This is a genomic window from Micromonospora sp. ABR4_055 (assembly GCF_056160425.1).
Genome location: NZ_JBSWXD010000071.1, coordinates 1 through 24,858, shown reverse-complemented (window position 1 = coordinate 24,858; position 24,858 = coordinate 1). Strand labels below are relative to the sequence as shown.

Annotated in this window: 29 protein-coding genes; 19 read left to right on the top strand and 10 right to left on the bottom strand. The window is 72.4% G+C overall.

The window, feature by feature from the left end; all coding sequences use genetic code 11:
• Nucleotides 1-154: 154 nt before the first annotated feature.
• Nucleotides 155-571, top strand: coding sequence for a CBS domain-containing protein (locus tag ACXAHD_RS17575; protein WP_281553753.1), 417 nt, complete (start codon nucleotides 155-157; stop codon nucleotides 569-571).
• Nucleotides 572-725: 154 nt separating this feature from the next.
• The gene (locus ACXAHD_RS17570; RefSeq protein WP_281553754.1) at nucleotides 726-2,033 is read left to right on the top strand and encodes an NAD(P)/FAD-dependent oxidoreductase; all 1,308 of its coding nucleotides are present in this window, start codon (nucleotides 726-728) and stop codon (nucleotides 2,031-2,033) included.
• Between the two features lie 15 nt (nucleotides 2,034-2,048).
• On the opposite strand, the gene ACXAHD_RS17565 is transcribed toward ACXAHD_RS17570, so the two are convergent.
• Entirely contained in the window at nucleotides 2,049-2,177 is a 129-nt protein-coding gene (locus tag ACXAHD_RS17565; protein WP_281553755.1) for a hypothetical protein, read from the bottom strand.
• Entirely contained in the window at nucleotides 2,174-2,512 is a 339-nt protein-coding gene (locus ACXAHD_RS17560; protein WP_475051723.1) for a PadR family transcriptional regulator, read from the bottom strand. The genes ACXAHD_RS17565 and ACXAHD_RS17560 overlap by 4 nt, the downstream gene beginning before the upstream one ends.
• 152 nt (nucleotides 2,513-2,664) lie before the next feature.
• Between ACXAHD_RS17560 and ACXAHD_RS17555 the strand changes: the two genes are divergently transcribed.
• On the top strand, nucleotides 2,665-3,294 hold the full coding sequence (locus ACXAHD_RS17555; RefSeq protein ID WP_475051718.1) for an NADPH-dependent F420 reductase: 630 nt from the start codon (nucleotides 2,665-2,667) through the stop codon (nucleotides 3,292-3,294).
• Between the two features lie 114 nt (nucleotides 3,295-3,408).
• A complete protein-coding gene (ahcY, locus tag ACXAHD_RS17550; protein WP_281553756.1) occupies nucleotides 3,409-4,878 on the top strand; it encodes an adenosylhomocysteinase in 1,470 nt (489 codons plus the stop codon).
• Between the two features lie 49 nt (nucleotides 4,879-4,927).
• Here the strand turns inward: ahcY and ACXAHD_RS17545 are convergent, their stop codons facing one another.
• The gene (locus ACXAHD_RS17545; RefSeq protein WP_289212417.1) at nucleotides 4,928-6,379 is read right to left on the bottom strand and encodes a glycoside hydrolase family 3 N-terminal domain-containing protein; all 1,452 of its coding nucleotides are present in this window, start codon (nucleotides 6,377-6,379) and stop codon (nucleotides 4,928-4,930) included.
• A gap of 179 nt (nucleotides 6,380-6,558) precedes the next feature.
• On the opposite strand from ACXAHD_RS17545, the gene ACXAHD_RS17540 reads away from it, so the two are divergent.
• The 4 genes from ACXAHD_RS17540 (at nucleotide 6,559) to ACXAHD_RS17525 (ending at nucleotide 10,024) form a co-directional block, all read left to right on the top strand.
• On the top strand, nucleotides 6,559-7,734 hold the full coding sequence (locus ACXAHD_RS17540; RefSeq protein ID WP_278167628.1) for an ROK family transcriptional regulator: 1,176 nt from the start codon (nucleotides 6,559-6,561) through the stop codon (nucleotides 7,732-7,734).
• Between the two features lie 73 nt (nucleotides 7,735-7,807).
• On the top strand, nucleotides 7,808-8,617 hold the full coding sequence (locus tag ACXAHD_RS17535) for an ABC transporter ATP-binding protein (protein WP_475051714.1): 810 nt from the start codon (nucleotides 7,808-7,810) through the stop codon (nucleotides 8,615-8,617).
• Between the two features lie 12 nt (nucleotides 8,618-8,629).
• Complete coding sequence (locus ACXAHD_RS17530) at nucleotides 8,630-9,520, top strand: ribokinase (protein WP_281553759.1); 891 nt, start codon at nucleotides 8,630-8,632, stop codon at nucleotides 9,518-9,520.
• 96 nt (nucleotides 9,521-9,616) lie between these two features.
• On the top strand, nucleotides 9,617-10,024 hold the full coding sequence (locus ACXAHD_RS17525; RefSeq protein ID WP_289212419.1) for a YccF domain-containing protein: 408 nt from the start codon (nucleotides 9,617-9,619) through the stop codon (nucleotides 10,022-10,024).
• A 68-nt stretch (nucleotides 10,025-10,092) separates the two neighbouring features.
• On the opposite strand, the gene ACXAHD_RS17520 is transcribed toward ACXAHD_RS17525, so the two are convergent.
• Nucleotides 10,093-10,524 (bottom strand): DNA-binding protein, encoded by a 432-nt coding sequence (locus tag ACXAHD_RS17520; protein ID WP_281553761.1) that lies wholly within the window; start codon nucleotides 10,522-10,524, stop codon nucleotides 10,093-10,095.
• A 79-nt stretch (nucleotides 10,525-10,603) separates the two neighbouring features.
• Nucleotides 10,604-11,377 carry a type I methionyl aminopeptidase gene (gene map, locus ACXAHD_RS17515; protein ID WP_281553762.1) on the bottom strand — a complete coding sequence of 258 codons (774 nt, stop codon included), beginning with the start codon at nucleotides 11,375-11,377 and terminating at the stop codon, nucleotides 10,604-10,606.
• 77 nt (nucleotides 11,378-11,454) lie between these two features.
• Here map and ACXAHD_RS17510 point away from each other — a divergent pair, with 77 nt between their 5' ends.
• Nucleotides 11,455-11,721 carry a helix-turn-helix domain-containing protein gene (locus ACXAHD_RS17510; protein ID WP_123600369.1) on the top strand — a complete coding sequence of 89 codons (267 nt, stop codon included), beginning with the start codon at nucleotides 11,455-11,457 and terminating at the stop codon, nucleotides 11,719-11,721.
• 14 nt (nucleotides 11,722-11,735) lie between these two features.
• Here ACXAHD_RS17510 and ACXAHD_RS17505 read toward each other — a convergent pair whose 3' ends face one another.
• Nucleotides 11,736-12,503 carry a hypothetical protein gene (locus ACXAHD_RS17505; RefSeq protein WP_289212421.1) on the bottom strand — a complete coding sequence of 256 codons (768 nt, stop codon included), beginning with the start codon at nucleotides 12,501-12,503 and terminating at the stop codon, nucleotides 11,736-11,738.
• Between the two features lie 4 nt (nucleotides 12,504-12,507).
• Nucleotides 12,508-13,077: a DUF6232 family protein gene (locus ACXAHD_RS17500; RefSeq protein WP_281553764.1), complete on the bottom strand. Its 570-nt coding sequence runs from the start codon at nucleotides 13,075-13,077 to the stop codon at nucleotides 12,508-12,510.
• A 95-nt stretch (nucleotides 13,078-13,172) separates the two neighbouring features.
• Here ACXAHD_RS17500 and ACXAHD_RS17495 point away from each other — a divergent pair, with 95 nt between their 5' ends.
• The 4 genes from ACXAHD_RS17495 (at nucleotide 13,173) to ACXAHD_RS17480 (ending at nucleotide 17,754) form a co-directional block, all read left to right on the top strand.
• Entirely contained in the window at nucleotides 13,173-13,946 is a 774-nt protein-coding gene (locus ACXAHD_RS17495; RefSeq protein ID WP_281553765.1) for an enoyl-CoA hydratase-related protein, read from the top strand.
• 155 nt (nucleotides 13,947-14,101) lie between these two features.
• Entirely contained in the window at nucleotides 14,102-15,724 is a 1,623-nt protein-coding gene (locus tag ACXAHD_RS17490; RefSeq protein WP_281553766.1) for an acetolactate synthase, read from the top strand.
• Nucleotides 15,725-15,862: 138 nt separating this feature from the next.
• A complete protein-coding gene (locus ACXAHD_RS17485) occupies nucleotides 15,863-16,942 on the top strand; it encodes an ATP-binding cassette domain-containing protein (RefSeq protein ID WP_289212422.1) in 1,080 nt (359 codons plus the stop codon).
• A complete protein-coding gene (locus ACXAHD_RS17480) occupies nucleotides 16,939-17,754 on the top strand; it encodes an ABC transporter permease (protein ID WP_281553768.1) in 816 nt (271 codons plus the stop codon). Before ACXAHD_RS17485 ends, ACXAHD_RS17480 begins: the two co-directional genes overlap by 4 nt.
• A gap of 39 nt (nucleotides 17,755-17,793) precedes the next feature.
• Here ACXAHD_RS17480 and ACXAHD_RS17475 read toward each other — a convergent pair whose 3' ends face one another.
• The 3 genes from ACXAHD_RS17475 to ACXAHD_RS17465 are packed head-to-tail and all read right to left on the bottom strand — an operon-like array spanning nucleotide 17,794 to nucleotide 18,976.
• On the bottom strand, nucleotides 17,794-18,219 hold the full coding sequence (locus tag ACXAHD_RS17475; RefSeq protein WP_281553769.1) for a PLD nuclease N-terminal domain-containing protein: 426 nt from the start codon (nucleotides 18,217-18,219) through the stop codon (nucleotides 17,794-17,796).
• Nucleotides 18,220-18,255: 36 nt separating this feature from the next.
• Nucleotides 18,256-18,594 carry a DUF202 domain-containing protein gene (locus ACXAHD_RS17470; RefSeq protein WP_281553770.1) on the bottom strand — a complete coding sequence of 113 codons (339 nt, stop codon included), beginning with the start codon at nucleotides 18,592-18,594 and terminating at the stop codon, nucleotides 18,256-18,258.
• Nucleotides 18,587-18,976: a YidH family protein gene (locus tag ACXAHD_RS17465; protein WP_281553771.1), complete on the bottom strand. Its 390-nt coding sequence runs from the start codon at nucleotides 18,974-18,976 to the stop codon at nucleotides 18,587-18,589. The genes ACXAHD_RS17470 and ACXAHD_RS17465 overlap by 8 nt, the downstream gene beginning before the upstream one ends.
• 33 nt (nucleotides 18,977-19,009) lie before the next feature.
• Between ACXAHD_RS17465 and ACXAHD_RS17460 the strand changes: the two genes are divergently transcribed.
• The 6 genes from ACXAHD_RS17460 to ACXAHD_RS17435 form a co-directional block, all read left to right on the top strand.
• Nucleotides 19,010-19,414, top strand: coding sequence for a hypothetical protein (locus ACXAHD_RS17460; protein ID WP_278167647.1), 405 nt, complete (start codon nucleotides 19,010-19,012; stop codon nucleotides 19,412-19,414).
• A 203-nt stretch (nucleotides 19,415-19,617) separates the two neighbouring features.
• The gene (locus ACXAHD_RS17455) at nucleotides 19,618-20,397 is read left to right on the top strand and encodes an electron transfer flavoprotein subunit beta/FixA family protein (RefSeq protein ID WP_281553772.1); all 780 of its coding nucleotides are present in this window, start codon (nucleotides 19,618-19,620) and stop codon (nucleotides 20,395-20,397) included.
• Between the two features lie 14 nt (nucleotides 20,398-20,411).
• A complete protein-coding gene (locus tag ACXAHD_RS17450) occupies nucleotides 20,412-21,374 on the top strand; it encodes an electron transfer flavoprotein subunit alpha/FixB family protein (protein WP_281553773.1) in 963 nt (320 codons plus the stop codon).
• Between the two features lie 104 nt (nucleotides 21,375-21,478).
• On the top strand, nucleotides 21,479-22,675 hold the full coding sequence (locus ACXAHD_RS17445) for a cysteine desulfurase family protein (protein WP_281553774.1): 1,197 nt from the start codon (nucleotides 21,479-21,481) through the stop codon (nucleotides 22,673-22,675).
• 64 nt (nucleotides 22,676-22,739) lie between these two features.
• Nucleotides 22,740-23,813: a tRNA 2-thiouridine(34) synthase MnmA gene (gene mnmA, locus ACXAHD_RS17440; protein WP_281555487.1), complete on the top strand. Its 1,074-nt coding sequence runs from the start codon at nucleotides 22,740-22,742 to the stop codon at nucleotides 23,811-23,813.
• A 41-nt stretch (nucleotides 23,814-23,854) separates the two neighbouring features.
• Nucleotides 23,855-24,858, top strand: a 1,004-nt coding sequence (locus ACXAHD_RS17435; RefSeq protein WP_475051705.1) for a uroporphyrinogen decarboxylase/cobalamine-independent methonine synthase family protein, incomplete at its 3' end; no start/stop codon positions are given.

The following is a 24,858-nucleotide window of genomic DNA, read 5'->3' as shown; positions in this document are numbered from 1 at the left end:
TCCCTACCCGGCCTGCCCGCCCGTGCACCTCGTGCCGGCGCAGCCGTTTCGACCTGCGAGCGTAGCCGATTCCACCGACCGGGGGAGGGCGCTGGTTTTTCGTTCCCGACCCCGGGTACCCCGAAGACGGCGCCGACACCGAGAGGAGTGCGTGATGACGACCGTCGGAGAGTTCATGACGGCCCGCCCGTTCACCATGGACGCCAGCGACATGTTGACGGCGGCGGCGCGGCAGATGCGGGACGCCGACATCGGCGACATCATCGTCACCAACGGGAGCGATATCCGAGGAATCGTGACCGACCGGGACATCACGGTCCGGGCGGTGGCATCCGAGATGGATCCGTCGATGACCCAGCTCAGCCAGATCATCACCGAGGACGTCGTGGTGGTGTCGCCGTACGACGACGCCGTCGCGGCCGCCGAGCTGATGCGGACCTACTCGGTACGGCGACTGCCGGTGGTCGACGACGGCCGCCTGGTCGGCGTGGTCTCCATGGGTGACCTCGCCGTCGAGTGGGAACCGGATTCGGTGCTGGCCGACATCAGCACCGACGACCCGAACAACTGACCACCGGACCGCTGCCGCGCCCACCGGGCCGGCTGGCGGCGCCGGAAACCCTCTGGTGGGTGTCCCCGACAGGTCTGCCCGGTCTCCCCGGCGCCCGGGTCCGGCAGACACGGGGACACCCGTTTGCGCCCACCCACCCAGATCGGAGTGCAGCATGAAGCGACCACGGATCGTCATCGCGGGTGCCGGCTTCGCCGGCTACCAGGCTGCCCGTACCCTGTCCCGGCTGGCCCGGGGGTCCGCCGAGATCGTCCTGATCAACCCGACCGACTACTTCCTGTACGTGCCGCTGCTGCCCGAGGTCGCCTCGGGTGTGCTGGAGCCCCGCCGGGTCACCGTCTCGCTGCCGGACACCCTGCCCGGCGTACGGGTGGTGCTCGGCGAGATCGACCAGATCGACCTGCCGGGCCGGCGGATCTGTTATGTCGACGGTGAGGGCGACCGGGCCGAGCTGAGTTACGACCGGCTGATCGTCTCCATCGGCAGTGTCAACAAGCTGCTGCCGATCCCCGGCGCCAACGAGCACGCGCACGGCTTCCGGACCCTGCCGGAGGCGCTCTACCTGCGCGACCACCTCACCCGGCAGATCGAACTCGCCGACTTCAGTGACGATTCGGCCGAGCGGGCCGCCCGATGCACCTTCGTCGTGGTCGGGGCCGGATACACCGGAACCGAGGTCGCGGCGCACTGTGTGACCGCCACCGACCTGCTGGTCCGCCGGCATCCCCGGCTGGCCGGCCAGCAGGTGCGCTGGCTGCTGCTCGACCTGGCCGACCGGGTGCTGCCCGAGCTGGACCAGCGGATGTCGGTCACCGCGCAGAAGGTCCTCGACGCGCGGGGCGTCGAGACCCGGTTCGGCACCTCGGTCCGCGAGGCGACCAGCGACGGGGTGCACCTGTCCGACGGGGAGTTCATCCCGACCCGGTCGCTGATCTGGTGTGTCGGGGTGCGCCCCGATCCGGTGGTGGACGATCTGGGACTGACCACTCTGAAGGGCCGGCTGGTGGTCGACGAGTTCCTCGCCGTACCGCAGCATCCGGAGGTGTACGCGTGCGGTGACGCCGCCGCGGTGCCCGACCCGAACCGGCCGGGCGAGGTCACCCCGATGACCGCTCAGCATGCCGTCCGGCAGGGCAAGCTGGCCGCGCAGAACGTCGCCGCGTCGTACGGGCACGGTTCGTTCCGCCCGTACCGGCACAAGGATCTGGGGTTCGTGGTGGACCTCGGCGGCGCGCAGGCGGCGGCGAATCCGCTGCACGTGCCGATCTCCGGCCCGCTGGCCAAGGCGGTGACCCGGGGCTACCACCTGGCGTCGATCCCGGGCAACCGGATCCGGGTGGCGGCCGACTGGACGTTGGAGTCGCTGCTGTCGCGCCAGGGTGTGCAGCTCGGTCTGGTGCCGCCGTCGGCGGTGCCGCTGGACACCGCGTCGCCGGAGCTGGTGCACCCGGTCGGCCGCTGATCCGGTACGGGGCTGTCAGCCGAACCGTAGGTGGGGTCGGGGGTGGGCCGCGGCCTCCGCGACGACGTGTCCGGCCAACTCGCGGTCGATGCCGTGCCGGTGCAGTTCGCCGGTCAGTGCGGCCAGCCAGGTCTGCTGGTTCACGAGGTGGTCACCTCCTGCAGGATCGTGTCGACACCGGTGGCGAAGGACCGCCAGTCGGCGATGGTCTGGCGCAGCCGCTGCGCACCGGACTCGGCCAGCCGGTAGTACTTGCGGGCCGGGCCGCTGCTGCCGGCGCGCCACCGGGCGTCGACCAGGCCGGTCCGTTGCAGCCGGAGCAGTACGGGATAGAGCGTGCCGCCCTTGATCGGCCCGAGCCCGGCCGCCTGCAGCGACTGGGCCAGCTCGTAGCCGTACGACTCGTGCCGGTGCAGCGCCGCGAGCACGCAGAGGTCGAGCACCCCGCGCAGCCACTGGCCCCGCCGTTCCTGATCCACGGCCAGATAGATAGCAGCGCTATCTAGATAGCGCTGCTATCTATCCCCGGTCCGCTGTTTCGTACAGTGCCGTTTCCGGTGCGCCGCTGTTTCCGTGCCGGGCCGGCGGGTACCCGATCGACAGTGGCGACCCGTCGGAGAGGGAGACAATGATGGACATCGGCATCATCGGCGCCGGCAACGTCGGCTCGGCCCTGGCCCGGCGGCTGACCGAGGTCGGTCACCAGGTGACGATCTCTGCGTCCAGCCCGGATTCGCCGCGGCTGGCCGAGGCCACCGCCGGCACCGGGGTGACCGCCGGTGACGCGGCCCAGGCCGCCGACGCCGAGCTGGTCGTACTGGCGGTGCCGTTCACCGATATCGGTGACACGCTCACCGGGCCGGTCGCCGACGCGCTGGCCGGCAGCACCGTGATCGACGTGACCAACCCGCTCGGTCCGGACCACATGTCGCTGCGGATCGGGCACGACACATCCGCCGCCGAGCAGGTCGCCGCGATGGTTCCGGCGGCCAACGTGGTGAAGGCGTTCAACACCGTGCTCGCCCCGAACCACGCCCGGCCGGTGCTCGGCGGCGTACGGCAGTCGGTGCCGGTCGCCGGCGACGACCTGGCCGCCAAGAAGACCGTCCAGGAACTCGGCACCCAGCTGGGCTTCGACACGGTCGACGCCGGCCCGCTGTCCAGCGCCCGCTACCTGGAGCCGGTCGCCGCGCTGCTCATCCAGGTCGCCTACGGCGGCGGTGCCGGTCCGACGGTCGGTTTCGCGCTCGCCCGCGACTGACTGCGGCTTCGCCCTCGGGTCGGGAAACGCGCCACCCTGGCCGTATGGTGGACGGGTGTCGTGCGTGCCGTGTCCGGCAGGACGGACGCATCCGTTTAAACCCGAGGAGTTCTAGTGACCGTCACTCTGACCGCCGACAGCGCCGGATCGGTCAGCGACTTCAAGGTCGCCGACCTGTCCCTGGCGACCTTCGGTCGCAAGGAGATCGAGCTCGCCGAGCACGAGATGCCCGGGCTGATGGCACTGCGCCGTGAGTACGCCGCCCAGCAGCCGTTCAAGGGCCGCAAGATCGCCGGATCGCTGCACATGACTGTGCAGACGGCGGTGCTGATCGAGACGTTGACCGCGCTCGGGGCCGACGTGCGCTGGGTCTCCTGCAACATCTTCTCCACCCAGGACCAGGCCGCCGCGGCGGTCGTCGTGGGCCCGAACGGCACGGTCGACAACCCGCAGGGTGTCGCGGTGTACGCCTGGAAGGGTGAGACGCTCGACGAGTACTGGTGGTGCACCGAGCAGATGCTCACCTGGCCGGACGGCAGCGGACCGGACTCGATCGTCGACGACGGCGGCGACGTGACCCTGCTGATCCACCTCGGCAAGCAGTTCGAGGAGGCCGGCGCGGTGCCCTCCACCTCGGAAACCGACTCGGTCGAGTACGGCATCATCCTGGAGACGCTGCGCCGCTCGCTGGCCGCGAACCCGACCAAGTACACCGAGATGGCCAAGCCGATCATCGGGGTCTCCGAGGAGACCACCACCGGTGTGAACCGCCTCTACGAGCTGGCCCGCGAGGGCAACCTGCTCTTCCCGGCGATCAACGTCAACGACTCGGTCACCAAGAGCAAGTTCGACAACAAGTACGGCATCCGCCACTCGCTGGTCGACGGGATCAACCGGGGCACCGACGTGATGATCGCCGGCAAGCTCGCGGTGATCTGCGGCTACGGCGACGTCGGCAAGGGTGCCGTGGAGTCGCTGCGCGGCCAGGGGGCCCGGATCGTGGTGACCGAGATCGACCCGATCTGTGCGCTGCAGGCGGCGATGGACGGTCTCGACGTGGTGACCCTGGACGACGTCGTCGAGCGGGGTGACATCTTCATCACCACCACCGGTAACAAGGACATCATCCTGGCCGACCACATGGCGAGGATGAAGCACAACGCGATCGTCGGCAACGTCGGGCACTTCGACAACGAGATCGACATGGCCGGCCTGGCGAAGCTGCCGGGGATCGAGAAGGTCAACGTCAAGCCGCAGGTGGACGAGTGGCGTTTCCCGGACGGCCACTCGGTGATCGTGCTCTCCGAGGGGCGGCTGCTGAACCTCGGCAACGCGACCGGTCACCCGAGCTTCGTGATGTCGACGTCGTTCTCCAACCAGGTCATCGCCCAGGTTGAGCTGTACGCCAAGATCGGCGAGTACGGCAAGCAGGTGTACGTGCTGCCCAAGCACCTCGACGAGAAGGTGGCCCGGCTGCACCTGGACGCGTTCGGCGCCAAGCTGACCGTGCTCACCAAGGCCCAGGCGGACTACATCGGCGTCGACGTGGCCGGCCCGTACAAGCCGGAGCACTACCGCTACTGACCCACGGCCGTCGGAGCGCACCGCGAAACGGTGTGCTCCGACGGCGTACTCAGGCGGCCAGGCCGAGGGCCTCGGCGGCGGCCCGGCCATTGGCGTGACTCGCACCGTAGGTGGTGACGAAGGCACGCACCCCGGCCGGGCGCCAGGCCGATGGCCAGCCCATCTCCACCACCGCGACCGGGTGCCGGGCGGCCAGCCGTTCGATCAGGTCACCGGCACCGGGCACCCGGTGCAGGTGCCGGCCGACCAGCACCAACGGCCGGCCGTCGGCGGCCGTCGCGACCTGCTCGGCGGTCACCTCGGCCGGTGCCACCCGCAGCTGCCGGGCGTGGCCGAGGTGCGGTCCGAGGCCCCACGGCACCCGACCCTCGGCGATCGTCGAGCCGGCGGTCAGCTGCACCACCAGTGCGTCGGCCAGCCCGTCGAGGGTGCCTTCCACCCGGACGGCGCGGCGGGCGGCGGCGTACCCCAGGTCGGCCGGGCCGGCGGTTCCATCCGCCGCCGGCCGGACCACGGCGGCCAGCGCGGTCACCCGGTCGGCCGCCTGCTCGACCCGGCCGACCGGCAGTGTCCCGTCGCCGATCGCGGCGACGATGCCCGCCGCGACCCGTTCGACCAGTGCGTGGTCGACGCGGGCGCCGATGCAGAGCAGGTCGGCACCGGCGGCCAGGGCGGCGACCGCCGCCGGCACGATCCCACCGGCGGCCAGCGTGGCGCCGCGCATCTCCAGCGCGTCGGTGACGATCACCCCGGCGAAGCCGTACTCGTCGCGGAGCAGGCCGGTCAGCGCGGCCCGGCTGAAGGTGGCCGGCGCGTCGCCGGTCAACGCCGGGACCCGGATGTGCGCGGTCATGATCGCCGGGGTGCCGGCTTCGACCACGGCGGCGAACGGCGGCAGGTCCCGCCGGCGCAGCACCGCCATCGGTACGTCGACAGTGGGCAGTTCGAGGTGCGAGTCGGTGACCGTGGCGCCGTGGCCGGGGAAGTGCTTGGCGCAGCCGGCGACCCCGGCGTCGGCCAGCCCGGCGACGGCCGCCGCCGCGTGCGTGGCGACCAGCGCCGGATCGGCCCCGAACGACCGGGTGCCGATGATCGGGTTGTCGTCGGCGGTGTTCACGTCGACGGTCGGTGCCAGATCGAGGTTCGCCCCGCAGGTGGCGAGCTCGTCGCCGATCGCCCGGTAGACCTGCCGGGTCAGCGCCGGGTCGTCGACCGCGCCGAGCGCCGCGTTGCCGGGGTACGGGCTGCCGGTGGCGTGCGCCAGCCGGGTCACGTCGCCGCCCTCCTCGTCGATGGCGACCAGCACGTCGGCCCGGGCGGCCCGCAGCGCGTCGGTGGCGGCCCGCAACTGCCCGGGTCGGTCCACGTTGCCGCCGAACAGGGTGTGTCCGGCGAGCCCGTCGCCGACCAGGTCCACCGCCCACTGCGGGACGGTGGTGCCGGGGTAGGCGGCGAGCAGGGTGCGCAGCGCCAGTCGCCGCAGAGCCTGGTCGTTCGGCATGTTCTCCCCCTCCGTGGCGTCTCCGCGGTCCGAGTGACGCACCGGGGAGGCACTGTTCGTTGCCGGTGAGTGCCGGGTCGTCCGACCGCCGAGGGTGTCACCGGCGACTACGCTACGGCTACTTCCGTTGCGGATGCCAAGATAATAGTTAACTTTCCTAAATGCTAGAGGACGACCACATGGGTTCCCCGCGCCTGCCCGGCACACCCCGGCTGCTGCGAGCGCTCAACGACCGGGCGGCGCTGGAGCTGCTCATCGCCCGCGGACCACTCACCCGGGCGCAACTCGGCGAGCTGACCGGACTGTCCAAAGTGACGGCGTCGCAGCTGGTCGAGCGACTGGAAGGGCGCGGGCTGGTCACCCGGGTCGGCGAGCAGGCCGGAGGCCGGGGCCCCAACGCCCAGCTGTACGCCGTACAGCCGGCCAGCGCGCACGTCGTCGGAGTCGACGTCGGACCGGACCGGGTGGTGGCCGCCTGCGCCGACATCACCGGATCGGTGATCGGCCGGGTCGAACAGTCCACCAGGGACACCGACGACCCGGTCGGTGTGGTGCACAACGCGGTCGTGCAGGCCGCCAGCAGCGCCGAGACCCAGCTGGCCAGCGTACGGCGGGTGGTGCTGGGCACCCCCGGCCTGGTCGACCCGGCCAACGGCGACATCACCTTCGCGTACAACCTGCCGCGCTGGCACCGCGGCCTGCTCGCCGCCCTGCGCGAGGACCTGGACACCACCGTCGTGTTCGAAAACGACGTCAACCTCGCCGCAGTCGCCGAGGCACACGCCGGCGCCGCCCGCGACGTGCCCGACTTCGTGCTGGTCTGGGCCGGCGTCGGGGTCGGCCTGGCGATCATGCTCGGCGGCCGGCTGCACCACGGCAGCACCGGCGCGGCCGGTGAGATCGGCTACCTGCCGGTGCCCGGCGCACCGATCCCGCGCGACGTCTCCCGCCGCGCCAAGCCGGCCTTCCAGCAGCTCGCCGGTGCCGACGCGGTCCGGGCGGTGGCCCGCGAACACGGGTTCCGGGCGGCCAGCGCGGGCGACGCGGTGCGGGCCGCGATCGCCGCCGGCACCCGGGGCGGGCCGTTGCTCGACGAGCTGGCCCGCCGGCTCGCGCTCGGCGTCGCCAGCAGCTGCGTGGTGCTCGACCCGCCGCTGGTCGTGCTGACCGGCGAGGTCGGCCAGGCCGGTGGCAGCGCCCTGGCCGAACGGGTGCAGCACGAAGTCGCCGCGATCACCCTGGTCGCCCCCCGGGTCGTGGTCACCGAGCTGACCGAGGAGCCGGTGCTGCAGGGTGCCCTGCGGACCGCCCTCGACGCCGCCCGCGACGAGGTCTTCGGATCCACCGTGGCCTGACCCCGGGGACACCCGTCGGGTGGTGCCGGCCACCCCGGCACGGCCAGGTGGGGCGGCACCACCCACGGCGTGATTGGATGGTCCGGTGCCTACCGTTGCTGACGACCTGGTGATCGAGCTCGACTCAGTGGGCGTGACCCGCTCCGGCACGGCCCTGCTGCAGGACATCACCCTGCGGGTGCAGCCCGACCAGCGGTGGGTGGTGCTCGGCCCGAACGGTGCCGGCAAGACCACCCTGCTCAGCCTCGCCGCCGGCCGGCTGCACCCGACGACCGGCACCGTCCGGGTCCTCGACGAGCAGTTGGGGCGCACCGACCTGGCGGAGCTGCGGACCCGGATCGGGCTGACCACCGCCGCGCTCGCCGAGCGGATCCCCGGCACCGAGCGGGTGCTCGACGTGGTGCTGACCGCCGCCTGGTCGGTGGTCGGCCGGTGGCGGGAGCGCTACGACGAGCTCGACGTGGGCCGGGCGCAGGAGCTGCTCGGCCAGTTCGGCGTGGCCGGGCTGGCGCAGCGCGAGTACGGGACCCTCTCCGAAGGCGAACGCAAGCGGGTGCAGATCGCCCGGGCGCTGATGACCGATCCGGAGCTGCTGCTGCTCGACGAGCCGGCGGCCGGGCTCGACCTCGGTGCCCGCGAGGAGCTGGTCGGCCGGCTCGGGGTCCTCGCCCAGGACCCGGATTCCCCGGCGTTGATGCTCGTCACCCACCACGTGGAGGAGATCCCGCCGGGCTTCACCCACGCCCTGCTGCTGCGCGGCGGCACCGTCGTCGCGGCCGGCGAGTTGGCGGCCGCGATCACCGGCGAACACCTGTCGGAGACGTTCGGTGTGCAGCTGGTCGTCGAGCGGGCGGGCCAGCGGTTCACCGCCCGGGCCGGCTGAGCGGAGGACGTGGTGACAGCGCCGCGGATCGCGGTGGTGGGCAGCGCGAACATGGACCTGGTCGCGACCGCGCCGAGACTGCCGTCGCCGGGGGAGACCCTGCTCGGCACCGACTTCGTCACGGTGCCCGGCGGCAAGGGCGCCAACCAGGCGATCGCGGCGGCCCGCGCCGGTGGCGACTGCGTGTTCCTCGGCGCGGTCGGCTCGGACGCGTTCGGCGTCACCCTGACCGGCCGGATCGCCCGGTCCGGGGTGGACACGAGCCAGCTGCGGGTGGTGTACGGGCCGTCCGGCGTCGCGGTCGTGATGGTCAACGCGGCCGGCGAGAACGCGATCGTCGTCACCCCGGGCGCCAACGCGGCGTTCCGTGGGCTCACCGAGCCGGAGCTGGCGGCGGTGCGCGACGCCGACGTGCTGGTGGCGCAGTTGGAGATCCCGCTGGAGACGGTGCTGGCCGCCGCGGCGGCGGCTCGCGGTGCGGGCACCAGGGTGATCCTCAACGCCGCCCCGGCGCGCGAGCTGCCGGCCGAACTGCTCGACGCGGTGGATCTGCTGGTGGTCAACGATGCCGAGGCGCGGGCGGTCGTCGGCGCCGGGCGGGAGGACCCGGCGGCGCTGCTGACGGTGGTCCGTCGGGCGGTGCTCACCCTGGGTGCCGAGGGTGCCTGGTTCGCCGACCGCGACGGTACGGTGCACCACGTGCCGGCCTTCCCGGTCGAGACGGTGGACTCCACCGCCGCCGGTGACGCGTTCACCGGCGCGCTCGCGGTCGCCTGGGGCGAGGGGCGGGACCTGGTGTCCGCGGTCCGGTGGGCGTCGGCGGCCGGTGCGGCCTGCGTACGCCGGTTGGGGGCCTCGGTGTCGTTGCCGCAGCGCGCCGAGATCGACGCCCTGGCCGGCTGACCGCCCGCCCGCCCGGCCACGCCTGGTCGGTCTACCAACAGACCGCTGATCACGAACCGCCGGTGCCGGGTGGCGCGGATGCGGGATCATCGAGACATGCGAGTCATTCTCAACCTGCTCTGGCTCATCTTCGGCGGCGGCATCGTGCTCGGCCTCGGGTACGCGGTGGCAGCCCTCGTCTGCTTCGTGCTGATCGTCACGATCCCGTTCGGGGTGGCGTCGCTGCGGTTGGCCTACTACTCCCTCTGGCCGTTCGGCCGGACGCTGGTCGCGAAGCCGGGGGCGGGGATCGGCTCCGGGCTGGCGAACATCCTCTGGGTGGTGCTGGCCGGCTGGTGGCTGGCGCTCACCCACATCGTCACCGGCGTGACGCTCTGTCTGACGATCATCGGCATTCCGTTCGGCATCGCCAACTTCAAGCTGGTGCCGGCGGCGTTCTGGCCGCTGGGCCGGGAGGTCGTCGACGTCGAGGACCTGCGTCGACCGGTGCTGGTCCACGCCTGACCCAGCCGGCCAGCGAGTCCCTGCCCGGTGCCGGTCAGGCGATCGGCACCGGCGCTGACCCGCACTGATCAGTCGGCTTCGCCGGCCGGACCGCTGCGTCCGGCGAGTCGTTCGTAGCGCTGCCGGGCAGCCTGCGCGGTGCCCAGGCCGAGCCCGAAGGCGATCGCCTGCCAGGTGAGTCCCCGGCTCCGGGCGGCCTCCAGCAGGCCCAGTTCGACGGCGTCGAGGTCGGCGCGGACCGGGGCGACCAGGGTCAGTGCCGCGATCAGGTCGCTGACGTCCAGCTCCGGCTCGTCCGGGTCGGCCTTGGCGCCGCCACTGGCCAGGCTGAGTGCCAGCCGTACCGCCTCGTACGGGTCGACCACCTGCGGGTGCAGATGGCGGTGCCGCCGCGCGGTGGTGTCGGCGTGCCGCTCAGCGATCCGGAGCAGGGCAGCGTGCCGGCGGTGCGCCCGCGACTGCGCCGCGTCGGGCGGGGTGAACAGGTCGTCGGTGGTCACAGTGTCGACTCAAGCACGCCAACGCACCGATGTCAACTCAACGTTTTCAACAGAACGTTTAGCAATCGTGTTGCTCCGGTCAGGGGGTCGGGCGGCCGGTCAGGACCCGGGGACCGGACGGTGTGATGGCGACGGTGTGTTCGGAGTGGGCGGTACGGGAGCCGTCAGCGGAGCGGATCGTCCAGCCGTCCTCGTCGTACCTGATCTTGTTGGTGGAGTGGCAGAACCAGGGCTCGATCGCGATGGTCAGGCCGGGGTCGAGCCGCATACCACGGCCGGCGCGGCCGGTGTTGGCGACGTGCGGGTCCTCGTGCATCGTGCGGCCGATGCCGTGACCGCCGAACTCGCCGTTGACGCCGTAGCCGTACGAACCGGCGACGTCGCCGATCGCGGCGCAGACGTCGCCGAGCCGGCCGCCGGGCTGGGCGGCGGCGATCGCCGCCGCGAGGGCGACCTCGGTCGCCTCGATCAGCCGCAGATCGGCCGGATCGGGGGTGCCGACGATGACGGAGACCGCGGAGTCGGCCACCCAGCCGTCGATGCCGACCGCCATGTCGATGCTGAGCAGGTCACCGTCGCGCAGCACGTAGTCGTGCGGGAGGCCGTGCAGCACCGCGTCGTTGACCGACAGGCACAGCACGTTGCGGAACGGACCGCGGCCGAACGACGGGGCGTAGTCCCAGTAGCAGGACTCGGCGCCGCGTTCGGCGATCCGCCGCCGGGCGTGGTGTTCGATGTCCATCAGGTTGACGCCGACTGCGGCGACACCGCTCAGCTCGGCGAGCAGTTCGCCGACGAACTGGCCGGTGATCGCCATCCGGTCGATCTCCTGGGCGGACTTGAGCTCGATCACGACAGACTCCCTCTCCCTCTGTGGTATTTTTATACCACGCCGAATCGAGGGCGCTCCGGAGGGCTATCCTGCTGGGCATGGTTCGCCAACCACTCACCGCCGAACAGATCGCCGCAGGCCAGCGACTCGGCGCCGCGCTGCGGGTCGCGCGGGCCGGCCGCAGCCTCGTCGAGGTGGCGCTGGCGGCCGGGATCTCCCCCGAGACGCTGCGCAAGATCGAAGCGGGCCGGCTTCCGGCACCGGCGTTCGGCACCGTGGTCCGGCTCAGCCAGGCCCTCGACGTCCCCCTCGGTGACCTGGCCGACGTCTGGCTGGCCGAGATGCCCGTCCGCCAGGCGTCCTAGCGCTGGCCTGGCGCTCACTCACCCGACGGCAGGGCCTCGTCCTCACCGAGCCGGTCCGCTCCCCGGCGGCGCAACATCCGCAGACCTGGGATGCCGGCCACCGCCAACTTCAGGTCCCGGGTCACCTCCAGCAGGTCGTGGATGTCCGGCCCGACCCGGTCCAGGGTGGCCAGGATCGGCAGCACGTCGGCCTTGAGGTGCTGGGTCAGCCGGGGCAGCTCGTCGACCAGCCGGACCGCCGCGTCCACCTCGTCCTCGCTCAACTGCTCGACGAAGTGCCGGGCCATCGGGGCACCCCGGCGCAGCGCCGGCTCGTACTCGCCGATCAGCTCGACCGACCGGTCGGCGATCTCCTCGCTGCGCCCCACCACCCGACTGGCCCCCACCGCTACCCGGTCGGCATCGGTGAGCAGCGTCTGCGCGGCGGCCGCCACCCGGGTCGCGGCCGCCACCGCGTCGGTCGCCGCCGTGGCGATCGCCTCCACCCGTAGCGTCGCCTCCTCCGCCTCCGCGACCACCCGCTCACTGCGGTCGAGCAGCACCTCGACCCGGTCGACCACGGTGCCGACCCGTTGCACCAGAGCCTCGATCTCATCCAGTACGGCGAACGCGCGCGACGGCACGGCGGCGTACTCGGAGGTGAGCCGGCCCATCCAGGTCGCCACCTCACCGGCCTGGCCGGTGGCCCGTCCGGCCGCGCCGGTCACCGCACCGGCGACCTGCCCGACGGTGGATCTGGTCAGTGCGATGAGACTCGCCGGAGACGGCAGCGGGAGCGGCATCTCCCTATTGTGCGGTGCGCCGGCCACCACCGCTGGCGCGCCGGTCGGCACCGCCGGGCGTGGGCCGGGGTAGCGCCCGGCGGGCCGGAGCGGCCCGGACCGGAGCAGGCGCTTGCGACGCCAGTGCGGCCTCGACCGCACGGCGCAGCGCGCGATGGATGCGTCCCACCCGCAGCGCGTCCCGGTCGGACACCAGCAGCACCGGAGCGCCCCGTACGTCGGCCCAGAGTTCGAGCAGGTGCGCGCCCCGGTCGTAGGAGTCGTCGAGCAGCCCGAGCAGCAGGTCCGCGATCGGGATGATGACCAGCCCGACCAGGATCGATCCGCCGATCAGCGCGATGGTGACGGTCGGCGAGGCGTCGATGGTCAGCGCGGTGACCAGGCCGAGGAGCGCGGTCGCCACCGGGGCCAGGAAGGCGACGCCGACCATGCCCCGGCCGGCCAGGGCGCTCCACGAGCGGGCACCCCGCCGCTGCCAGATCCGGTGCACCTGGGTGAGCGGATGTCGGTGCTGGTCCACCCGGATCTCTGTGGAGGTGATCCGTACGGATTTGTCATCGTAGTAGGTGGTCATCCGCCTGCCCTCCCTCACGTTGTGGATCACGTTACCCACTCTCCGGTGTTCCCCGTAGGCTGTCCCAGAACGCGACGTCGATGGGGAGGTCCGCCGTGCCGGAGTTGGTGCTGGTCGAGGTCGAGCAGGGGATTGCCACCATCCGGCTGGCCCGGCCGCCGATGAACGCGCTCAACGCGGCGGTGCAGGAGGAGTTGCGCGAGGCCGCGCGTACCGTCGCCGACGACGAGCGGGTGCGCGCCGTCGTGGTCTACGGCGGTGAGAAGGTCTTCGCCGCCGGGGCCGACATCAAAGAGATGGCCGACATGTCGTACGTGGACATGGCGGCCCGCGCGGCGCAGCTGTCCAGCGCGTTCGACGCGGTCGCCCGGATCCCGAAACCGGTGGTCGCCGCGATCACCGGCTACGCCCTCGGCGGCGGCTGTGAGCTGGCCCTGGCCTGCGACTGGCGGGTGGTCGCCGAGGACGCCAAACTCGGCCAGCCGGAGATCAAGCTGGGGGTCATCCCCGGTGCCGGCGGCACCCAGCGGTTGGCTCGGCTGGTCGGCCCGGCCCGCGCCAAGGACATCATCCTGTCCGGACGGATGGTCGCCGCCGCCGAGGCCGAGCGGATCGGCCTGGCCGACCGCGTCGTCCCGGCCGACCAGGTGTACATGGCGGCACTCGACATGGTGCGACCGTTCGTCACCGGCCCGGCCCAGGCTGTCAGGGCGGCCAAGCTGGCCATCGACGGGGGCCTGGAGATGGACCTCGCCTCCGGCCTGGCCTGGGAGAGCCAGCTGTTCGCCGGCCTGTTCGCCACCGACGACCGCACCGAGGGGATGGCGGCGTTCGTCGCCAAGCGCAAGCCCGACTTCACCGGTCGCTAGCCCGTACCGGCCCTCGACCGACCCCTCCGCCGTACCCCGACCGGCTTGGTGTCGGCGGTGCCGGACGCGCGTGGGTGCCGGGCTAAGTGACTGAGCGGTAACCTGCTCGGGGGTGCGCCGGCCGGGCGGGCCCGGGGCGACGGGAGGCATCGACGATGGTGGAACGGATCGAGGGACACGGCGGGACGTTGGCACTGGCCGCCGCGCAGGCGTACGGCGTACGTGAGCTGTTCACCCTCTCCGGTGGCCACATCTTCCCGCTGTACGACGCCGCGCACGCCGCCGACTTCCCGATCTACGACGTACGGCACGAGCAGACCGCCGTCTTCGCCGCCGAGGCGGTGGCGAAACTGCAGCGCCGCCCCGGGCTCGCCGCACTCACCGCGGGCCCCGGCGTCACCAACGGCATCTCCGGTCTGACCAGCGCCTTCTTCAACGCCGCGCCGGTGTTGGTGCTCGGTGGCCGGGCACCGGCGTTCCGCTGGGGGTCGGGCAGCCTGCAGGAGATCGACCACGTACCGCTGGTCGCCCCGGTCACCAAGCACGCCGCCACGGTCGCCGCGACGGACGACGTACCGGCCGCGGTCGGTGCCGCGCTGTCCGCCGCGCTCGCCCCGCACCGCGGCCCGGCCTTTCTCGACCTGCCGCTGGAGGTGATCTTCTCGACCGCCGAGGTGACCGCGCCGACCGCCGCCGCGGTGCCGGTGGTCGAGCCCGACCCGGACGAGGTCGCCCGCGCGGCCCGGCTGATCGCCGCCGCCGACCGTCCGGTGATCGTCGCCGGCTCCGACGTGTACGCCGGGGACGCCGTCGCGGCGTTGCGGGAGGCCGCCGAGGCGCTGCAGGTGCCGGTCTTCACCAACGGCATGGGGCGTGGGTCGCTGCCGCCGGGGCACCCGCTGGCCTTCGCGAAGGCGCGGCGGGTCGCGTTCGGCCGGGCCGACGTGGTGGTCGTGATCGGCACCCCGCTGGACTTCCGGCTCAGTTTCGGTGACTTCGGCACCGCCCAGGTGGTGCACGTCGTCGACGCGCCGGGCCAGCGGGCGACCCACGTGCAGCCGGCCGTTTCGCCCGCCGGTGACCTGCGGCTGATCCTGTCCGCGTTCGCCGACCACACCGGCGACCGGGCCGACCACACCGGCTGGCTGGCCGACCTGCGCGCCGCCGAGGAGCAGGCCCGGGCGCGGGACGCGGCCGAGCTCGCCGCCGGGTCCGACCCGATCCGCCCGTCGCGGATCTACGGCGAGCTGCGGGCGGTGCTCGACCCGGACGCCGTGACCATCGGCGACGGTGGTGACTTCGTCTCGTACGCCGGCCGTTACCTGGAGCCGTCGGTGCCGGGCAGCTGGCTCGACCCCGGCCCGTACGGCTGCCTGGGCACCGGGATGGGCTACGCGATGGGTGCTCGGCTCACCTACCCGGACCGGCAGGTCTGCGTGCTGATGGGCGACGGTGCAGCCGGCTTCTCGCTGATGGACGTCGAGTCGCTGGCCCGGCAGAAGTTGCCGGTGGTGATCGTGGTCGGTAACAACGGCATCTGGGGGCTGGAGAAGCACCCGATGCGCGCCATGTACGGCTACGATGTCGCCGCCGACCTGCAGCCGGGGCTGCGCTACGACGAGATAGTCGGGGCGCTGGGCGGCGCGGGGGAGACGGTGACCAAGGCCGGCGACATCGGTCCGGCGCTGCGCCGGGCCTTCGACGCCGGGGTGCCGTACCTGGTCAATGTGGTGACCGACCCGGAGGACGCCTATCCGCGTTCGTCGAACCTGGCCTGACCCCTGGTCGGAGTTGGCCTGAGCGCTGGTCGGACCTGGCTCTGAGAGGTCGCCGACCCCGGTCTGGTCGGCAAATGCTTGGCGGAATGTCGGTCCTGTCGTTCATTGTGGGTCTGCAGACAAACGACAGGAGTGAGGATGTCGCACGCGATCTGGGCCGAGGGCCTGGTCAAGCGGTTCGGCGCGACGACCGCGTTGGCCGGGGTGGATCTCGCGGTCCGTACCGGCACCGTGTTCGGCCTGCTCGGTCCGAACGGTGCCGGCAAGACGACTGCGGTTCGGGTGCTCGCGACCCTGCTGCGGCCGGACGCCGGGCACGCCCGGGTACTGGGCTTCGATGTGGTCGGCCGGGCTCACCAGGTCCGTCAGTCGATCGGACTGACCGGGCAGTACGCCTCGGTCGACGAGACGCTGACCGGCGTGGAAAACCTGATCATGATCGGTCGGTTGCTGGGGTCGTCCCGGCGGGACGCGCGCTCCCGTGCCCGGCAACTGCTGGCCGAGTTCCAACTCACCGACGCCGCCGATCGCGCGGCCAAGACCTATTCGGGCGGTATGCGCCGCCGGCTCGACCTGGCGGCCAGCCTGGTGGGACGGCCACAGGTGCTGTTCCTCGACGAACCGACCACCGGGCTGGACCCGCGCAGCCGCAACGAGCTGTGGGAGCTGGTCCGTGGGCTGGTCGCCGGTGGCGTGACGGTGCTGCTCACCACCCAGTACCTGGAGGAGGCCGACCAGCTGGCCGACGAGTTGGCCGTGGTCGACCACGGTCGGGTGATCGCCGGCGGTACGCCGGAGGAGCTGAAGGCCAAGACCGGTGCCCAGGTCCTCGCGGTGCGCCCGACCGATCCGAAACAGTTGCCGACGGTGCTGACCGCGCTGCGGGAGCTGTCCGGCAACGAGCCGTCGTTGGCTCAGACCACGGTGACGGTGAGCACCGCCGATGCGGACCTGCTGCCGGCGGTGGTCCGCCGACTCGACGAGTCCGGGGTGAAGGTGGGTGAGCTGGCGTTGCGCAGCTCAAGCCTGGACGAGGTCTTCCTGTCGCTCACCGGCCACCGGGCCGATCCGGGCTCCGGCGGATCGCCGACCGGCACCGGTTCTGCGACCGGCCCCGGCGGCTCGGAGACCGGCTCCGGCGAGCGCCCGACACCGGCGACCGGGCCGGCCGGTACGGGAGCACAGCCGACCGCCGACACCATGGAGGGAATCCGTTGACCGCCACCACCGCCACCACGTCCGAGCTGTCCGGGCGGCACCAGTGGGTCAGCCCGGTGGCCGGGCTGCGGCACACCCGCACCCTGGCCTGGCGGAGCCTGGTGCAGATCAAGCACAATCCATTGGAGCTGCTCGATCTCAGCGTCCAGCCGCTGATGTTCCTGCTGCTGTTCACTTACGTGTTCGGCGGCGCGATCGCCGGCACGCCGGGGGACTATCTGACCTTCGCGTTGCCGGGAATCATCGTGCAGAACGCCCTTTTCGCGACGATGACCACGGGGTTCGGGCTGAACACCGACCTCACCAAGGGGGTGTTCGACCGGTTGCGGTCGTTGCCGATCGCCCGGTGGGCGCCGCTGGCCGGGCGGATCCTGGCGGACACCGTCAAGCAGGCCTGGTCGGTGCTGCTGCTGCTGGGTGTCGGGATGATCCTCGGCTACCGGGTCGAAGGTGGTCCGGTCGGCCTGCTCGGCGCGTTCGCGCTGATCCTGGCCTTCACCCTGGCCGCGTCGTGGATCTCGGTGCTGGTCGGGGTGATGGTCAGCGAGCCGGAGAAGGTGCAGATCTTCGGCTTCATGGTGATCTTTCCGCTGACCTTCACCAGTAACGCATTCGTGCCGACCGAGACTATGCCGGGCTGGCTTCAGGCCTGGGTCGAGGTCAACCCGGTGACGATCCTCGCCGACGGCCTGCGTGGCCTGCTCAGTGGCGCGCCCGCCGCCGGACCGGTCGGCTTCTCGCTGCTCTGGGCAGCCGGCATCGCGGCGGTGTTCGCGCCGCTGGCGCTCGCCCGGTTCAAGCGCCGGGTCTGACCTGACCACCCTCCGGGCGGGCCGCTCGGGTTGCCCGGGTCAGGCGCCTGACTCGGGCCGGCGGTCCTCCCGGGGGTCTGCGGCGTCCCGGCGGCGCAGGTCGTCCTCCCGGCGGCGCAGGTCCTCCTCCCACCGTTCGAAGAGCTCGCGATCCTGCTTCGACCTTTCGGCGTCGAGCGCGCGCAGGAACTCGGGATCGTCGTCGGGGGCCGTCGGACGGTTGCGCGGTGGCGGGGTACCGGTCGGTCTGGGGACGCCGCCGAGCGGTGACGGGCTGCCGAAGCCGGGCCGGCGGCTGAGGAACCAGGCGGCCGGCCCGAGGAGTGGGATGACGATGATGACCGGCACCCAGAGCAGGCGCGGCAGGGCGCGGACGTCACCTTTCTCCGCTGAGAGGCAGCTGATCAGCGCCACCGCCATGAGCACGACGTGGAGCATGAAGAGCAGGATGAACACGCGGGCCATCCCGCAATGATGCCCCGCCCGGCGGGCTCAGCCTAGTCAGCTGAGGATCAGGATGGCGCCGAGCGCCGCGTAACCGGCGGTGACCAGCCCCAGCAGGGGCACCTCCGTGCTGATCTGTCCGGCTGCCGGACGTCGTGGGCCGCTGGCGTGCCGGTAGGCGTGGCCGATCAGCCCGGCCCAACCGATCACCGCGAACAGACCGAGCAGCGTGGCGGCTCCGCCCCGCTCGACGGCCAGCCGCATGGTGAGCGCCACCACCAGGGTGAGCGCCAGAGCCGACCGCCGCCAGGCCAGCCGGGTCCGTTCGGGCTGCAGACCGGGGTCCCGGGCCGGCGGTCCGTGCTCGCGGGCCGGCGGGTCGGTGGGATCAGCCACTGGCCGCCTCGACCAGCACGACGATGGTCAACGCGGTGGCACCGACACCGACACACATCGCGAGGAACGCCGGAAACCGGGACGCCGGTAGGTCGGTGCCCAACCGCATGGCCCGCTCGGTACGGGACCAGTGGTCGACCGCCCGCAGCGCGACGGTCCCGCCGAGCAGCAGCAGGGTCACCGCCAGCCCTTCCCGAAGGTGGGCCACGGACAGCTCAGGCAGGAACTGCGCGATGGCCAGCCCGCCGGCGACCAACGCCAGGGCGGTCCGGATCCAGGCCAGGAAGGTCCGCTCGTTCGCCAGCGAGAACCGGTAGTCGGGCGCGGTGCCGACCCGGCGCAGCTGCTGGGGATCGAACCACCGGCGCAGCGCACTCCACACGTGGATCATTATCGCCGACTAGACTCACCGTCTGTGGCCGAGCTGACCGATGACGAGCGCAGCACACTGAAGACCGGTGCTTTCGGTGCCGTCTACCTGGTGTCGGCTGCGGACCCGGGGCTGGTGTCGATGGTCCGGGAGAGCTTCGCTGCCTCGGACGTGTTCGCCGGGACGTCGGGTCTGGTGAACGACGTGCTGACCAGCGGCGAGTTGCCCAAGTTGGCACGGGACACGCCGGAGGCGGTGGAGCAGTTGGTGCTGCCGGCGCTGCGGCAGTCGGTGGCGGTGCTCACCGCGAAGGCCCCGCACGACCTGGAGCACTACCGGTCGGCGGTGACCGAGGCGGTCGACCGGGTAGCGCGGGCCGCGTCCGGGGTCGACCCGGCGGAGACGGCGATGATCTCCAAGATCAGGCAGGCGTTGGCCACTCCCTCCTGACCGGTCCGTCCCCCTGCTGACCAGGGCGGTCGTACGGTCCGGCCGGCCCGTCGGTGGGGTCGTTTGGCCCTTGGCTACTTGCGGGTAACATGGCGGGTGGGGCATTCCACAGCGGTGCTCGGTTGACCGATCGTTAAGGAAAGCGGCAGGCTGCGCCGAGAGTGGTAGAGCAGCACCACCTACAGGAGGGGTGTCGAAGCGCGATGAACATCGTCGTACTCGTCAAGCAGGTGCCCGATTCCGGCGCGGAACGCGCCCTGCGCGGTGACGACAACACCGTCGACCGCGGGTCGGCCAACAACGTGATCAATGAGATGGACGAGTACGCGATCGAGGAGGCGCTGCGGCTGCGGGAGGCCAACGGCGGTGAGGTGACCATCCTCACCATGGGCCCGGACCGCGCGGCCGAGTCGATCCGCAAGGCGCTGTCGATGGGGCCGGACAAGGCGGTGCACGTCGTCGACGACGCCCTGCACGGCTCCTGCGCGGTCGCCACCTCCAAGGTCCTCGCCGCGGCGCTCGGCACCCTCGGGGCGGATCTGATCCTCTGCGGTGCCGAGTCCACCGACGGGCGGGTGCAGGTGATGCCGCACATGCTCGCCGAACGGCTCGGCATCGCCGCCCTGACTGGCGCCCGCAAGCTGACCGTCGACGGCGGCACGCTCACCGTCGAACGGCAGAGCGAAGAGGGCTACGAGGTGGTCAGCGCCGCCACCCCGGCGGTGGTCTCGGTGTGGGACACCATCAACGAGCCGCGCTACCCCTCGTTCAAGGGGATCATGGCGGCAAAGAAGAAGCCGGTGCAGAGCCTGTCCCTGGCCGATCTGGGGGTGGCCGCCAGCGAGGTCGGCTTCGACGGGGCGACCAGTGAGGTCGTCGAGCACCACAAGCGCCCACCACGGTCGGCGGGGCAGAAGGTCGTCGACGACGGCGAGGCCGGCGTACGGCTGGTCGAGTTCCTGGCGTCCGAGAAGTTCGTGTGAGCGGGGAGGTTGACATGGCTGAGGTTCTCGTTGTCGTCGAGGCCACCGGTGAGTTCGGCGTCAAGAAGGTCACCCTGGAACTGCTGACCCTGGCCCGTAAGCTGGGCGGCGAGGTGTCCGCGGTGGTGCTCGGCGGGCCGGGTGCGGCCGCCGCGATGACCGACAAGCTCGGTGAGTACGGCGCCAGCAAGGTGTACGCCGCCGAGAGCGAGGAGATCGACGGCTACCTGGTCGCTCCGAAGGTGACCGTGCTGGCCGAGCTGATCGGCCGGGTGCAGCCCGGCGCGGTGCTGCTCGCCTCCTCGCAGGAGGGCAAGGAGATCGCCGGTCGGCTCGCCGTACGGCTGGACAACGGCCTGCTGACCGACGTGGTCGACCTGGCCGCCGACGGCACGGCGACCCAGATCGCGTTCGCCGGCGCCACCATCGTCACTTCCCGGGTCACCCGGGGCCTGCCGTTGGTGACGCTGCGGCCCAACTCGGTGGCGCCCGAGCCGGCCCCGGCCACCCCGCAGGTGGAGCAGGTGCAGGTGCAGGTCGCCGACTCCGACAAGCTGGCCAAGGTGGTCGAGCGGGTCGCCGAGCAGTCCGGCTCCCGGCCGGAGCTCACCGAGGCGTCCGTGGTCGTCTCGGGCGGGCGCGGTGTCGGCAGCGGCGACAACTTCAAACTGGTCGAGGAGCTCGCCGACCTGCTCGGCGGCGCGGTGGGCGCCTCCCGGGCCGCGGTCGACTCCGGGTTCTATCCGCATCAGTTCCAGGTGGGGCAGACCGGCAAGACCGTCTCCCCACAGCTGTACGTGGCGCTGGGCATCTCCGGGGCGATCCAGCACCGGGCCGGGATGCAGACCGCGAAGACCATCGTGGCGGTCAACAAGGACGGTGAGGCGCCGATCTTCGAGCTCGCCGACTTCGGTGTGGTTGGTGACCTGAACAAGGTGGTCCCGCAGGCGGCCGAGGAGATCCGCAAGCGCAAGTGAGGTGACCGTCCCGCAGGGCGTCGCGGCCACCGCCGTACCGACCTGACTGATCGGGTCCGGCCGCCTATCCGCCGGACCCGACCCGGCGGATAGGCTTGCTGGTGATGGCTTATCTCGACCACGCCGCGACCACGCCGATGCTCGACGAGGCGGTGGAGACCTACGTCGCCACCGCCCGCCGGGTCGGTAACGCGTCGTCACTGCACGCCGCCGGACGGGCGGCCCGGCGTACGGTCGAGGAGGCCCGGGAGCGGGTCGCCGCCGCCCTCGGCGCCCGGCCGTCCGAGGTGATCTTTACCGCCGGCGGCACGGAGAGCGACAACCTCGCGGTCAAGGGAATCTTCTGGGCACGTTCGGCGGCGGATCCTGCCCGGCGGCGGATCCTGGCCAGCACCGTCGAGCACCACGCCGTGCTCGACGCCGTGCAGTGGCTCGCCGAGCACGGGCAGGCCCAGGTGACCTGGCTGCCGGTGGACGCTACCGGTCGGGTCGACGACGCCACCGTGCAGGCCGAGCTGGACGCCGCCGCCGACGAGCTGGCCCTGGTCACCGTCATGTGGGCGAACAACGAGGTCGGCACAGTGCAACCGGTCGCCGCCGTCGCGGCAATGGCCGCGCGGGCCGGCGTACCGCTGCACACCGACGCGGTCCAGGCGGTCGGTCAGGTTCCGGTCGACTTCGCCGCCAGTGGCGCCGCCGCGCTGACCGTCAGCGGTCACAAGCTCGGCGGCCCCGCCGGCGTGGGCGCCCTGCTGCTCGGCCGGGACGTCACTTGCACCCCGCTGCTGCACGGTGGTGGCCAGGAGCGCGACGTCCGCTCCGGCACGGTCGACACCGCCGGGATCGCCGCGTTCGCGGTCGCCGTGGAGGTGGCGGTGAAACGCCAGGCCGAGCACGCGGCGCGGGTCGGTGCGCTCCGCGACGACCTGGTCCGACGGGTACGCCAGGTGGTACCGGACGTGATCTACAACGGTGACCCGGCCGACCGGCTCCCGGGCAACGCGCACTTCTCGTTCCCCGGCTGCGAAGGCGACGCACTGTTGCTGCTGCTCGACGCCCAGGGCATCGCCTGTTCGACCGGCTCGGCCTGTTCGGCCGGGGTCGCGCAGCCGTCGCACGTGCTGCTGGCGATGGCCGACGACGACGAGCGAGCCCGCTCGTCCCTGCGGTTCAGCCTGGGCCACGACTCCACCCGGGCCGAGGTCGACGCGCTGGTGGCGGCCCTGCCCGGTGCGGTCGAGCGGGCCCGCCGGGCCGGCGCGGTCCGCGGCACGAAGGCGACGCCGCCCGCCGCCGGCTGACCCGGGGCCGCTGCGGGACGATTACCCTCGAACCGAGGCGACGATCAGGCAGGAGATGGGTACGGTGCGAGTGCTGGCGGCGATGTCCGGCGGGGTCGACTCGGCGGTGGCGGCGGCTCGGGCGGTGGCCGCCGGGCACGACGTGACCGGTGTGCACCTGGCGCTGTCGCGCAACCCGCAGACGTACCGCACCGGGGCCCGTGGCTGCTGCACCGTCGAGGACGCCCGGGACGCCCGGCGGGCCGCCGACGTGATCGGCATCCCGTTCTACGTCTGGGACATGGCCGAGCAGTTCCACAGCGACGTGGTGGACGACTTCGTCGCCGAGTACGCCGCCGGGCGTACCCCCAATCCGTGCCTGCGCTGCAACGAGAAGATCAAGTTCGCGGCGGTGCTGGACCGCGCGGTGGCGTTGGGGTTCGACGCGGTGGTCACCGGCCACCACGCCCGGCTCGGCCCCGACGGTCTGCTGCGGCGCAGCGTCGACCTGGCCAAGGACCAGTCGTACGTGCTCGCCGTGCTCAACCGGGCCCAGCTGGACCGGGCGATGTTCCCGCTCGGCGACTCGACCAAGGCGCAGGTCCGGGCCGAGGCGGCGCGGTACGGGCTCGCGGTGGCCGACAAGCCCGACTCACACGACATCTGCTTCATCGCCGACGGCGACACCCGTGGATTCCTCGCCGACCGGCTCGGCAACGTCCCGGGCGACGTGATCGACGCGACGACCGGCGCGGTTGTCGGCCGCCACGACGGGGCGTACGCGTTCACCGTCGGCCAGCGGCGTGGCCTGGGCATCGGGGTGCCCGCGCCGGACGGTCGACCCCGCTACGTGCTGTCGATCACACCGACGAGCAACACGGTGACCGTAGGCCCGGCCGAGGCGCTGGACGTCGACGCGGTGACCGGTGTCCGCCCGGTGTGGATCGGCGGGGACCGGCCAACCGGTCCGGTCGAGGCGATGCTCCAGGTGCGCGCGCACGGGTCGACCACCCCGGCGGTGGTCGAGCTGACCGATGCCGGCATGCACGCCCAGCTGCACCGGCCGGTCCGGGGGGTCGCCGCCGGCCAGGCGATGGTCGCCTACCGGCCCGATCCGGCCGGCGACGTGGTGCTCGGCTCGGCGACCATCGCCGGCTGACCGGTAGAGTCGGCGGACGTGACCGACGCGAGTGACCTGACGTGACCGACCCGCGTAGTCCGTCCAGCCCGGAGCCGGCCGTCCCTGCGACGGACTCACCGTGGCCCTGGCCGCCAGGTGCCGCCAGCGGGATCGGTTCGCTGCCCGGCACCGACGTCGCCGAGGCGCAACGGATCGTCCTCGGTGAACTGCCGGGCCTGCCGCACCTGCCCGAACTGCCGGCCCGGGGGCCGGGGGCAGAGATGATCGGACGCGGCGCCACCTTCCTGGTGGACCTGCCGGTCGAGCTGTACGCCGGTCGGTGGCGGGTCGCCGCCCGACCCGGCCGGGACCTGCGCCGCGCACTCGACCTGCGGGAACGGGACCTCGACCAGCTGACCGAGCAGGCCGACGGCTACACCGGGCCGGTCAAGCTGCAGGCCGCCGGGGTGTGGACGCTGGCCGCCGCTCTCGACGTCGGCCTCGGTGGGCGGCTGGTCCGCGACCACGGCGCCGTACGTGACCTCGCCGCGTCGCTCACCGAAGGCCTGCGGGAGCACGTCGCGGAGGTGTCACGCCGGGTGCCGGGCGCGCGGCTGCTGCTCCAACTCGACGAGCCCTCGCTGCCCGCCGTGCTGGCCGGGACGCTGCGCACCGACAGCGGTCTGCACACCTACCGGGCGGTCGTCGCCGGCACCGTCCGGGACCTGCTCGCCGAGGTGATCTCCGGAGTCGGCGTGCCGGTAGTGGTGCACTGCTGCGCCCCCGGTGTACCGGTGGGTCTGCTGCGGGCCGCCGGAGCCGTCGCGATCGCCGCCGACCTGGAGCTGCTCACCGACCTGGACCCGGTCGGTGAGGCGATCGACGCCGGGATGGGGCTGTTCGCCGGGGTGGTGCCGGCGACCGGGGAAGCGACCGGCGCGGCGGCACCGGCCTCGGCGCGGGCGGCGGGACAGGTCCGTACCCTCTGGTCGAAGCTGGGGTTCCCGGCGGAGCGGGCCGCCGCCCAGGTGGTGGTGACCCCGGCGTGCGGGCTGGCCGGGGCGGCCGTGCCGTACGCCCGGGC